At 70.3% G+C, this 12364-nt stretch carries 9 protein-coding genes; 8 read left to right on the top strand and 1 reads right to left on the bottom strand.

What is annotated here, in order from left to right; translation table 11 throughout:
- Positions 1 to 16: 16 nt before the first annotated feature.
- Positions 17 to 895, bottom strand: a complete 879-nt coding sequence (locus H9Y04_RS12225; protein ID WP_438818106.1) for an ABC transporter permease — start codon at positions 893 to 895, stop codon at positions 17 to 19.
- Between the two features lie 325 nt (positions 896 to 1220).
- On the opposite strand from H9Y04_RS12225, the gene H9Y04_RS12230 reads away from it, so the two are divergent.
- From H9Y04_RS12230 to H9Y04_RS12265, 8 genes are all read left to right on the top strand, one after another.
- Positions 1221 to 2255 (top strand): hydroxyacid dehydrogenase, encoded by a 1035-nt coding sequence (locus tag H9Y04_RS12230; RefSeq protein ID WP_308800959.1) that lies wholly within the window; start codon positions 1221 to 1223, stop codon positions 2253 to 2255.
- Positions 2256 to 2334: 79 nt separating this feature from the next.
- Entirely contained in the window at positions 2335 to 3480 is a 1146-nt protein-coding gene (locus H9Y04_RS12235; RefSeq protein ID WP_187814405.1) for a LacI family DNA-binding transcriptional regulator, read from the top strand.
- A 420-nt stretch (positions 3481 to 3900) separates the two neighbouring features.
- On the top strand, positions 3901 to 5235 hold the full coding sequence (locus tag H9Y04_RS12240; RefSeq protein ID WP_187813835.1) for a M60 family metallopeptidase: 1335 nt from the start codon (positions 3901 to 3903) through the stop codon (positions 5233 to 5235).
- 5 nt (positions 5236 to 5240) lie between these two features.
- On the top strand, positions 5241 to 7148 hold the full coding sequence (locus H9Y04_RS12245) for a DUF2264 domain-containing protein (protein ID WP_187813836.1): 1908 nt from the start codon (positions 5241 to 5243) through the stop codon (positions 7146 to 7148).
- Between the two features lie 110 nt (positions 7149 to 7258).
- Positions 7259 to 8593 (top strand): S28 family serine protease, encoded by a 1335-nt coding sequence (locus tag H9Y04_RS12250; protein WP_187813837.1) that lies wholly within the window; start codon positions 7259 to 7261, stop codon positions 8591 to 8593.
- A gap of 83 nt (positions 8594 to 8676) precedes the next feature.
- Entirely contained in the window at positions 8677 to 9120 is a 444-nt protein-coding gene (locus H9Y04_RS12255; RefSeq protein WP_187813838.1) for a hypothetical protein, read from the top strand.
- Positions 9121 to 9218: 98 nt separating this feature from the next.
- On the top strand, positions 9219 to 9671 hold the full coding sequence (locus tag H9Y04_RS12260) for an SRPBCC family protein (RefSeq protein ID WP_187813839.1): 453 nt from the start codon (positions 9219 to 9221) through the stop codon (positions 9669 to 9671).
- Between the two features lie 180 nt (positions 9672 to 9851).
- A complete protein-coding gene (locus H9Y04_RS12265; RefSeq protein WP_187814406.1) occupies positions 9852 to 12221 on the top strand; it encodes an MFS transporter in 2370 nt (789 codons plus the stop codon).
- The last annotated feature ends 143 nt before the right edge of the window (positions 12222 to 12364 follow it).

Genomic DNA, 12364 nt, shown 5'->3' on the forward strand with positions numbered 1-12364 from the left:
GGGCGGGCGAACCGATTCAGCTGTCGGCACGGCGGTAGATCCCTTCGTGACCGAGGCGATGGGCGAACTTGTTGGCGCCGAGCACCAGGGCTGTACCGACGAGGGCCTTGATCAGACCGACCGCGGAGGCCGTGCCCCACTGGCCGTCGCGGACGCCGTGGTAGTAGACGTAGGTGTCGAGGACCTCGCCGGCGTCCGGACCCACCGCGTCGCGCTGGAGCAGGATCTGCTCGAAGCCGACGGAGAGCACCATGCCGAGGTTGAGGATCAGCAGCAGGATGATCACCGGGACGATGCCGGGCAGCGTCACGTGCCACATCCGCCGCCAGGCCTTCGCGCCGTCGATGGCCGCCGCCTCGTAAAGGCCCCGGTCGATGGAGAGCAGGGCGGCGAGGATGATGATCGTGCCCCAGCCGGCGTCCTTCCAGAGCAGCTGCAAGGTGAGCAGCCAGGGGAACGCTTCGGGGTCGGACGTCATGTCGTAGCGCGGCAGGCCCACCGAGTCGAGCAGATCCGGTACGACACCCGCGCCGCCCAGGATCTGCTGGAACAGCGAGACGATGATGACCCAGCCGATGAAGTGCGGCAGATAGACCACGCTCTGCACGAAGCGCCGGATCTTGCTGCTCAGCACGCTGTTGAGCAGCAGGGCGAGCGCGATTGGCAGCGGGAAGAAGAACACTAGTTGGATGCCCGCGATCAGCAGGGTGTTGCCGAGGGCCGACCAGAACTTCGGATCCTCGAAGATCGCGGCGAAGTTGTCGAGTCCGGTCCACGGGCTGTGCATGAAGCCGAGGTACGGCTCGTAGTCCTGGAAGGCGACCATGAAGCCGAACACCGGCACGTAGTGGAAGACCAGGAAGTAGAGCAGGCCGGGCAGGGTGAGCAGCAGCATCACCTTGTCGCGTTTGACGCGCTGCCAGAGCGTGAGCCGCCGGCCCGGGATCCCCGGAGCGCGGGCGGGCGTGGACGCCTTGCCGGTTTCCACCGGCGGCCTCCTCGTTGCCGTATCGGTCATGGAGCGGGAACGTAGTAACCGCTTAACCCTGGCGTCAATACACCTGAAGAAACAAGCGAGTTACTTGCTGCCGCAGGCCACGCCAGAACCACGGAAAAGCGGGCATTCTTCCGGTGTTTTCGCTCGAACCGCTTGACGGCAAGGTCAAGTCCTCCCTAACTTCCAGACGTCCCGTAGTACACGCTTACTGTCCGGAGGCAGGGTGCGATCCACTGACGAGGAACCGGACAGGCCGCGAACGTTGCTGGTGCTCGACCCCGAGTTGCTCGACGACGTCTTCCCGACGACCGTCCGGGCTCGCCTGGAAAGCGTCGCCGATCTCCAACTCCCGTACGGAGTAAGTGAGTTCGAGACGCCCGCGGCGCAGGAGGCGCTGGCCGCCAGTGAGGTGCTGCTCACCGGCTGGGGATGCCCGCCGATCGACGAGAAGGTGCTCGCCCGCGCGCCACGGCTGCGCGCGGTGATCCACGCGGCGGGCACGGTGAAGCCGTTTCTGTCGCCACAGGTGTACGACCGGGGGATCGCGGTGTCGTCTGCCGCGGCCGCGAACGCGGTCCCGGTCGCCGAGTTCACCCTGGCGGCGATCATCCTCGGCGCCAAGCGTGCCTTCCCGCTGTCCTCCCTTTACCGACAGCGGCGCACCAGGCGCACGGGCGGCGACCTGCGACACCACCACTGGCTGGGCACCAACGGGATCACGGTGGGCGTGGTCGGCGCCTCACGGATCGGCCGGAGAGTGATCGAACTGCTTCGGGTGCTGGACGTGACGGTGCTGCTGCACGACCCGTATCTCACACCGGCCGAGGCGGAGTTGCTGGGCGTGGAGGTGGTGGAGCTCGACGCGCTGATGGCGCGCAGCGACGCCGTCACCGTGCACGCGCCGGACACGCAGGAGACCCGGGGGCTGATCGACGCGCGCCGCCTCGCGCTCCTGCGTCCGGGTGCGCTCCTGGTCAACACCTCCCGCGGGCGTCTCGTCGACACCGGGGCGCTGACCCGGGAACTGGTGAGCGGACGGATCGACGCGGTACTCGACGTCACCGACCCGGAGCCGCTGCCGGCCGGACATCCGCTGTGGGGGCTGCCGAACGTGTTCCTCACCCCGCATCTGGCCGGCGCCCAGGGCAACGAGATCGGCCGGCTCGGCGCCCTCGCGGTCGACGAACTCGCCCGCTTCGCCCGCGGCGTACCGCTCAACCATCCCGTACACGCTGATGAGTTGGAGCGGATCGCATGAGCGTCGACTGCTCGCCGCGAGCCGGCGGACACTGCAATACGATCGGCACCGGCACAGGTGAGGGCGGGGGATGAGTCAGATGCGCGGGACTTCGGGGACGGACGGGCAGCGCCGGGCCACGGTCACCGACGTGGCCAAGCTGGCGGGGGTTTCCACGGCGACCGTCTCACGGGTGCTCAACCGCAACTACCCGGTCGCCGGCGAGACACGCACCCGCGTCGAGGCGGCGATGGAGCAGCTCGGCTACGTCGTCAACGCCCATGCCCGCGCCCTGGCAGGGGCATCGGGCCGCACGGTCGGCATCATCGTGCACGACGTGATCGACCCCTTCTACGCCTACATCGCCCGCGGAGTGGAGCAGCAGGCCGCGCAGGGCGGCCGCCTGTGCCTGGTGTGCTCCACCCACGGCGACCCCAAGCGGGAGCTCGCGTACATCGACCTCATGCACGAGCGTCGCGCCGACGCGGTGATCGTGGTGGGCGGCGCCGTCGCCGACCGCACGTATACCTCGGAGCTGACCCGTCGCGCCGCTCAACTGGACGCGGGAGGCTCGAAGTTGGTGCTGTGCGGGCGTCCGTCGCTCGGCGGCCGCGCGCCGACGGCCTCGGTGGAGTACGACAACGAGGGCGGCGCCTTCGCCATTACCGACCATCTGCTCACCCAGGGCCACGAACGCATCCTCTACCTGGGCGGCCCGCCGAACCTGTCGACCACGCGCGACCGGCTCGCCGGGCACCGCCGGGCCCTTGAGCTGCGCGGTGTCACACCGGATCCGCGCCTGGAGCAGCCCGGAGCGTTCAGTCGGGCTTTCGGCTGGCGTCGGCTGACCGAACTCCTCAAGGAGAAGCTGGAGTTCACGGCTGTGTTCGCGGCCAACGACATCGTTGCGGCCGGCGCCCTGCAGGCGCTTGAGGAGGCGGGGGTACGGGTGCCCCAGGACGTTTCCCTCGTGGGCTACGACGATGTGCCGGTCGCGCAGGAGCTGCGGCCCCGGCTGACCACCGTGCATGTCCCGCTGGAGGAGATGGGCCGCCAGGCCGTACGCCTCGCGGTGCCTCCGGAGGACGAGGACGACTGGCGTGAGCCGATGACAGGGACCCTGCGGCTCGGGACGCACATTGTCGTACGGGATTCGGTGGCGCCTCGGGGTGTACGGGATTCGGTGGCGCCCCGCAGTGCAAGGGGGCCGGCGGTGCCTCGTGCTCGGAAGGGGCGGCGGGCCTGATCCGCAGGGCAGGCCCTAGGTGCCCGGACAGACCCCGCCCTCCTCGGGGGCCGAGCCCCATTCAGGCTATCGGCCATCACTGACAACGCCGCTCTCTCCAGGCCTGGCGAGTCCGGAGACCGCCTTGCACCTGGAACTACGCGTCTAGGGCTACCGCACCGCATCCGGACCTCCTCGCAGACCTCCGGGCCCACCACACCCCTTCCGGGCCCACCACACCCCTTCCGGGCCCACCACACCCCTTCCGGGCCCACCCCCGGGCTCACCGCACGCCCTGACAGCAACCGCTTACCCCCTTCCCCCTCCACGCACCTCCCAGGTGGAAACCGCCCACCCACTCGCATCTCCCCGACGGCAACCACCTACCCCCACGCGCCCGCCCCGCCCGCTCCACCCCTCCCTAAGAGACCAGGAGTTCCCATGCGCAACCTCGTCCTCAACCGCCGCACCGCACTCTCGGCGTTCGCAGGCGCAGGGGCCGCCACCCTGATCGGCGCCGGCGCCGGCACCTCCCGCGCCACCACACCGGCGAGCCTTCAGGTCAGCGCCTTCGCCGCCGCCGAGTCCGAGCGCACACGCCTCGCCACCACCTTCCGCGGCAGCGACTTCATCCCGACCGGCCGCTACGCCCCGCCCGGCGTCGACCTCACCCTCACCGTCAGGCCGCTGGACGGTGTCCTGCCGACCCTGCACATCGGCACGTACGACAACCACCACGAGAGCGCCGCCCAGCGATCCCCGCGCAACTACCCCCTCACCACCGGCCTGAACACCGTCTCCGACCCGTACGGCGGCCCCGTCTACCTGCGCTTCGCCGGCGACGGCGAGCGCGCCCAGGTCACCTTCGGCGCAGGCAGCGAGCGGATGGCGGTCTTCGAGCTCGGCAAGACACCCGAGGGCGCCTTCCAGGACCAGCTGGACGCCCGGGCCTCCGCCCCGTGGGTCGAACTCGTCTCGCCGTACGCCATTGTCACCGTGACCCGCGAGGCGGCCCTCCTCCACCGCGACCAGGACCACGCCGAGTTGATGCGACTCGTCGAGCGGGTGATCGCCTCGCATGCCCAGGTGAGCGGCCTGGACGGCTCGCGCCCGCTGCACGCCCGCAAGGCCGGCCGGTACCACTTCATCGAGGTCACCAAGGTGCCCACCGGGGTCGGCGCCTACGCCACCCATCACTTCAACGCCTTCCCCCGGGCCTATCTCGACCGCCTCCTCACCGTCGAGGGGCTGCGCGACCGGGGCTGGGGCTTCTATCACGAACTCGGGCATCTGCATCAGCAGTTCGCCTACCGGCCGGCCGGACTCACCGAGGTCACGGTGAACATCTACTCCCTTGAAGCCCAGCGCATCTTCGGCCAGACCTCCAACCTCCTCACGGTCAGCCCCAGTACGGGTCTCAACTGGTTCCAGTCCGCTCTGCCCAAGCTGGGCGCGGACGGCGTGAACTTCGAACGGACCTTCAGCGCCTACGAGAAGCTCGTCTCGCTGCGTCAGCTGGAGCTGGCCTTCGGCACCGGGATCTGGCCGGAACTGCACCGGCTGATCCGCGTGGAGAACCCGCAGTCCGACTGGCAGACCGGTGGCCATCTCCGCTACCGCGCCTTCGGTACGTACCTCAGCCGCGTCACGCGCCATGACCTGACGGACTTCCTGCTCCGCAAGTGGGGCTACCCCATCGACTCCGAGGGCGTCGCGGAGATGGCGGCCCTCGGTCTGCCCACGCCGCCGGTCGACCCGAGCACCTTGACGGAGTAGCAGCCATGACCACCCCTTATCTGCGCCTCCCCCCGGCCGACCGGCTCCGCTCACCGCGCACCGGCTGGACCCGGGCGCACTGGGAGGCGCTCGCCGACCGGATGCTGGACGCCCTGGTGCCGTACGCCACGCCGGGCTTCGCGCAGTACCGACTGCCGGGACGCAACAGCTGGTCGGGCGTGACCCTGGACGGCCTCGAAGGCTATGCCAGGTCCTTCCTCCTCGCCGCCTGCCGGATCGCCGGCTCGTCCGGCGGGCAGCCGGAACTGATCGAGCGATACGCGCAGGGCCTCGCGAACGGAGTCGACCGCGACAGCGCCGAGGCCTGGCCCGAACTCACCGACTGCTCGCAGCAGATGGTGGAGGCTGCGTCGATCGCCGTCGCCCTGCACGAGACCCGGTCCTGGCTCTGGGACAAGCTGGACGCGCGCGTCCAGGAGCGGACCGTGGACTGGTTCTCCGGGTTCGTCGGCGGTCGCACCTGGGACAACAACTGGCGCCTTTTCCAAGTGGTGTCGGAGGAATTCCTGGCCTCCGTCGGCGCGCCGCACAGCCGGCAGGACATCGACGACGGGCTCGCCCGGATCGAGGACTGGTACGTCGGCGACGGCTGGTACACCGACGGCGACGGCCGCAATTTCGACTATTACAACGGTTGGGCGCTGCACCTGTACCCGCTCCTCTGGTCGCGGATCGCAGGTGCGCAGGCCGACGAGCGGACGGCGCTGTACCGCGACCGGCTGCGCCAATTCCTGCAGACCTACCCGCAGTTCTTCGGCGGCGACGGCGCCCCCGTCCACCAGGGCCGCTCGCTGACGTACCGCCTGGCCACCGTGGCCCCCGTGTGGATGGGCGCGCTCGCCGACTGCACCCCGCTCGCGCCGGGACTGACCCGGCGCCTCACCTCCGCAGTGGCCCGGCACTTCGCCGAGCGCGGTGTGCCGGACCGGCGCGGGCTGCTGCCGCTCGGCTGGTACGACACGTTCCTGCCGAGCACGCAGCCGTACTCCGGTCCGGCCTCGCCGTATTGGGGGAGCAAGGGCTTCCTCGGACTGCTGCTGTCTCCCGAGCACCCGGTGTGGACGGACCGCGAGGAGCCGCTACCCATCGAGACGGGCGACCAGTACACAGCGCTGCCGGCACCGGGCTGGCTGCTGCACGGTACCCGGCACGACGGCATCGTCCGCCTGGTCAACCACGGAAGCGACCACAACGAGCCGGACGGCCCCGGCGAGGACGATCCGCACTACGCCAAGCTCACCTACTCCACGGCCACGGCGCCTGAGGCGGCGCCGCACGCGTGGGTGCGCAACACCGACGGCCATATCGCCCTGGTGGCCCCGGACGGCACGGCCTCACGCCGCCGCCGCATCCACCCGCTGTCCTGCGAGGGCCGTACGGCCTCCTCGTGGCACACCGCCGAACTCACGGGATACGAGGGGCAGTTCCGCATTCTGACGACGAGCCTGCTGTACGGGCCGTGGGAGGTGCGGGTGCATCACGTGGACGGTCCCGAGGACCATGAGGCGCCTGTCCCGTTCGGTCTCCGTGAGGGCGGTCACGCGGTGGCCGGATCCGTACGGCCGGCCGCCGAACAGGGCGAGCACTGGGCCCTGGCCCGCACCGAGGACGGTCTGAGCAGCGCGATGGCGGGCCTGTACGGCTGGGACGCCGACGCCGTCGTCGCGCGGGACATAGCGGCCAATTCCCATGGCCCGCACTCCGCCGTCCCGTGCCTGCACCTCGCGCGCCATCCCGGCGGTGGGACCGTGCACGTCTCCCTCGTCGCCCTGTCCCGGGACACCGTTCATCCGGGGGCCCTGCGCGAGGCGGTCGACGTCCAGGTCGCCGCCGATCGCGCGGTCACGATCCGCTTCCCGGACGGCCGAGCCCACCTCGTACGGCCCGAATAGCCACCACCCGTACGGCCCGGGCAGCCCCACGTCGCACCCGTCCGGGCAGCCCCACGTCGTACCCGTCCGAGCAGTCTCATGCCCACGCGCCTGCCCTGAAAGGACCCCTCATGCGCCGCTCCGCGATAACCGCCGCGATCCTGGCCGCCCTGTTCACCGGATCCGCCGCCCTCCCCGCGACCGCGACCGCCGTCACGGCCGCCGAAGCCGACGCCACGTCCGCCACCGAGTCCGACATCGGCGACCGGCTCGCCGCGCTCCCCGGGGTGAAGATCGTCTCCGTGGCCGACAAGGGCGGCTTCCCCCTCTACGCGCTCACGTTCACCCAGCCCGTCGACCACCGCGACCCCGCCAAGGGCACCTTCGAGCAGCGCCTCACGCTGTGGCACAAGTCCACGGCCGCGCCCGTCGTCTTCTACACGGGCGGATACGCCCTGTCCTCATCGACCCGTGAGATCACCACGCTCCTCGACGCCAACCAGATCAGCGTCGAGCACCGCTTCTTCGGCTCCTCGCGCCCCGAGCAGGTCGACTGGAAGGACCTCACCATCTGGCAGGAGGCCACCGACGAGCACCGCATCGTCGAGACCCTGCGCACCCTCTACCAGGCCAAGTGGCTCGGTACGGGCGCCAGCAAGGGCGGTATGACGCAGGTCTACCACGAGCGCTTCTACCCGGCCGACCTGGACGCGGTGGTCGCGTACGTCGCCCCGAACGACGCGGTGAACCAGGACGACCATGTGTACGAGGAGTTCTTCCGCACGGTCGGCACCCCCGAGTGCCGGGCGGCCCTCAACGCCGTCCAGCGCGAGATGCTGGTGCGCCGCGAGGCGCTGCTGCCGCGCTTCGAGGCCGCCGCCGCGGCCAAGGGCTACACCTTCGCCAACCTGGGCGGAGCGGACCGCGCATACGAGTTCGCCGTGCTCGACCAGGTGTGGAACTTCTGGCAGAGCGGCAAGCCCGAGAACTGCGCGACGATCCCGGACCCTGCCGCCGCCACCGACGAAGAGCTCTACACATGGGTCTCGGCGAACGGCCTGAGCATCTACGCCGACCAGCGCCAGGGACCGGCGGCCAACGGCCCCTACTACCACCAGGCGGCCACGCAACTGGGCTGGGCGGACCTCAAGTTCCGGCACCTGCGCGACGTGCGCCGCTACCCGGACCTCTACCAGCCCAACTCGGTGCTCCCCGAGGAGATGCGCGGACGCCACCAGGCCCTGCCGATGCTCGACATCAGCACCTGGGTGGCCACCCGGGGGCGGCAGATGATGTTCCTGTACGGACAGAACGATCCGTGGAGCGCGGAGAAGTTCACCCCCAGCACGTTCGACTCGCACCTCTATGTCGCCCCGGACACCAACCACAGCACGCTGCTCCCCAAGCTGACGGCCGAGGACCGGGCCGCGGCCGAGGCGACGATCCGGCGCTGGGCCGCCTCGTAGGCGCCACGCATCTCGTCGCGCGGCTGCAGCCAGTCGGCCGTACCCGCGTTGCCGGGGTGGCGGACCGTCGCCACCCTGGCCGCATGACTCGATCAACTCGCCTGTGGGGATACGTCCTGGCCGCGGCACTGCTCGCCCCGGCTCTCGGCGGTACGACGGCGGCCGCGGCCGGGCCCGGCCCCGAAACCGGCCGGCACGCCCAAGCCCCGCGCAAGGTGACCGGCACCTGGATCTCGCCCCGGGGCGGCGCCGACCGCGCGTACGAGCGCCGGATCACGTTCGCACGCGACGGCAGCTTCGCGATGCAGGACCTGGTGGCGCCCTGCCCGCCCAAGGTGCAGTGCGTGTGGTCCGGGATCGTGCACATCGACGGGACGTACCACGTCGACAAGGGGGAAGTGCGGCTCACCTACGCGACTGTCGGCGGCCAGGGCGTCGCCGAGCTGCCGACGGGCTTCGAGCTCGCCGGTCCGTACCTCGTGCAGAAGCTCGACGGGTACAGTCGCGCCGTTTATGTCAAGGCCTGACCGACCCGCGTACCGCTTCCTCCATGGGGCGCGACACAATGGGGCCGGCCGGACGAATTGTCCGGCCGACCCCGTAACGCAGCAGTGGAGGAAAGACCATGGCCCAGGTCGAAGCCGTGACCGAGCGGATCATCGCGGCGGAGCCGGACGATGTCTTCGACGCGATCGCGGACTACAGCGGTACGCGAGCGAAGCTGCTGCCCGAGCACTTCAGCGAGTACGAGGTGCGTGAGGGCGGCGACGGCAAGGGCACCCTCGTGCACTGGAAGCTGCAGGCCACCAGCAAGCGCATCCGCGACTGCCTGCTCGAGGTCGACGAGCCCACCGACGGTCAGCTGGTCGAGAAGGACCGCAACTCCTCGATGGTGACCACCTGGACCGTCACCCCGGCCGGCGAGGGCAAGGCGCGGGTCGTCGTGCAGACCGTGTGGAACGGCGCCGGCGGCATCGGCGGCTTCTTCGAGAAGACCTTCGCGCCCAAGGGACTCGGCCGGATCTACGACGCCGTGCTGGCCAAGCTGGCCGCCGAGATGGAGAAGCCCGCGGCGTGAGGTCGCGCAGGCGCGCCCAAGTGACCCACTCGAAAGGGTAGTTGCCCCGGTCACCGTTTCGAGTGGTTCTCGACCGTCGAGGGTTTTCTGCCGTAACTCGTCGCGCTTATCGCAGTTGTCGCGTATCGGCGGGAATTGAGCGATAAGCGCGACGAGGGGAGCGGCTCCGTGGGCGGGACGATCGGGACCACACTGGTGAAGGAAGCGCCCGGCGAGGCGCCCCCGCAGGAGCCCGGACCGCCACCCGCGCAGACGACCGCCGAACTCAGCCCGCGACAGGTGAAGTTGGTCTTCCTCGGGCTGATGCTCGCCCTGCTGCTCGCCGCGCTCGAGCAGATGATCGTCGCCACCGCCCTGCCGAAGATCGTCGGCGATCTGCAGGGTCTGGACCGGATGCCGTGGGCCATCACCGCGTATCTGCTGACCTCGACCATCGGTCTGCCGATCTACGGGAAGCTCGGGGACCTGTGGGGGCGCAAGGGCGTCTTCCAGTTCGCGATCGTCGTCTTCGTGATCGGCTCGGCGCTGGCCGGCTGGTCACGTTCCATGGACGAGCTGATCGCCTTCCGCGCCGTCCAGGGCATCGGCGCAGGCGGCCTGTTCATCGGTGTGCAGGCGATCATCGCCGATATCGTCCCGCCGCGCGAACGCGGCCGCTACATGGGCCTGATCGGCGCCGCCTTCGGTCTCGCCTCCGTCGCCGGCCCGCTGCTCGGCGGCTTCTTCACCGACCATGCCTCCTGGCGCTGGTGCTTCTACTTCAACGTGCCCTTCGGCCTGATCACCCTCGCCGTCGTCGCCGCCGTGCTCAAGCTGCCGAAGCCGAAGGTCAGGCCGCGCCTGGACATCCTCGGTTCGGTGCTGCTCGCGGCCGCCTCCACCTGCCTTGTGCTGCTGACCAGTTGGGGCGGTACGGAGTACGAGTGGGGCGACCGGGTCATCCTCGGACTCGCGGCCGGTGCCGTGGTCTCGACGGTCCTGTTCCTCGTCGCGGAGAAGTACGCCGCCGAGCCCCTCATCCCGCTGCACCTGTTCCGCGACGCCACCTTCAACCTGACCGGCCTGGTGGGGGCCATCATCGGGGTCGGGCTCTTCGGCGCCGCCAGCTATCTGCCGACCTTCCTGCAGATGGTGGACGGCGCGACCGCCACCGAGTCGGGCCTGCTGATGCTGCCGATGATGGGCGGCATCGTGATCGCCTCGATCGTCTCCGGGCAGCTGATCAGCAAGACCGGTCACTACAAGGTGTATCCGATCGTCGGCGGGCTGGCCTCCGCCGCCGGCATGTGGCTGCTCTCGCTCCTGGACACCGACACCTCCCAGCTCGAATACAGCATCTGGATGGCGGTGCTGGGCGTCGGTATCGGCCTGATCATGCCGGTGCTCATCCTCGCCGTGCAGAACGCGGTGCCGCCCTCCGACCTCGGCACCGCCACCAGCGCCAACAACTACTTCCGGCAGATCGGCGGCAGCGTGGGCGCCGCGGTCTTCGGCACGCTCTTCGCCAGCCGCCTCACCGACGCACTCGCCGACCGGCTGCCCTCCGGCGCCGACCTGCCGGACCCGGAATCCATCACCCCGCAGCTCGTCCACGCCATGGAACCCGCCCTCAAGGACGGCTACATCCAGGCGTACGCGGACGCGATGCCGCGGATCTTCCTCTATCTCGTGCCGGTGCTGCTGCTCGGCTTCGTCCTCGCTCTGTTCCTGAAGGAGAAACCGCTGGTGTCCCACAACACCCCCGCCGCCGAGCCCGCCGCCCAGATCCCGCAGGCACGCCTTGCGTACGCGGCCGGTGTGCCCGTGTGCGGAACGGTGCAGCACTCCGACGGCAGCACCGTGCCGCGCGCGGCCCTGACCCTGATCGACGTCCAGGGCCGCCAGATCGGCCGCGGCGCCAGCGGAGAGGACGGGCGCTATGCGCTGTCCACGCCGGGCGCCGGCGCCTACGTCCTGATCGCGGCGGCCGGCGGGCACCAGCCGCAGGCCGTCTCCGTGACCGTGGGCGAGCGGCCCGTCGAGCTCGACGTGGTGCTCGGCGGCGCCGGACGGCTCGCCGGAGTCGTCATGACCGCCGAGGGCTCTCCCGTACGCGACGCCGCCGTGACGCTCACCGATGTACGCGGCGAGGTGGTGGCCAGCACCCGCAGCGGCCGTGAAGGCACCTATGTGATCAACGAGTTGGTGGCGGGCGAGTACACCCTCGCCGCCAGCGCCCCCGCCTTCCGCCCGGCCGCGCTGCCGGTCAGCGTGCAGGCCTCGCGCGAGACCCGGCAGGACATCGAGCTGGCCGGCGGCGCGGTCCTGCGCGGCACCGTACGGGCGGGCGGCGGGCGGCCCGTCGAGGACGCCCGGGTGACCCTGCTCGACGCCGCGGGCAATGTGGTCGACACCCTCACCACGGGTCCCGACGGCACCTTCCGTTTCGTGGATCTGTCCTCCGGCGAGTACACGGTGATCGCCGCGGGCTATCCGCCGGTGGCCACGGTGCTGCAGGTCGCGGGCGGCGGACGGACCGAGCGGGATCTCCAACTGGGCCACGAGGACTGATCGTTCGCGTACGAGGGCATGTGTGCGCCCCTATTTCCGCGTTGCCGCACATCCCGAGGCGTCGTCGCCGTACCGTGGTTGATGTCGACACAGATCTTCGGCGCGCCCTCGGGCGCGAGCGGAAGGAGGGGAGCCCCGACGAT

It is taken from the genome of Streptomyces polyasparticus, from assembly GCF_014493765.1.
In the GTDB taxonomy this organism is placed as follows: domain Bacteria; phylum Actinomycetota; class Actinomycetes; order Streptomycetales; family Streptomycetaceae; genus Streptomyces; species Streptomyces polyasparticus.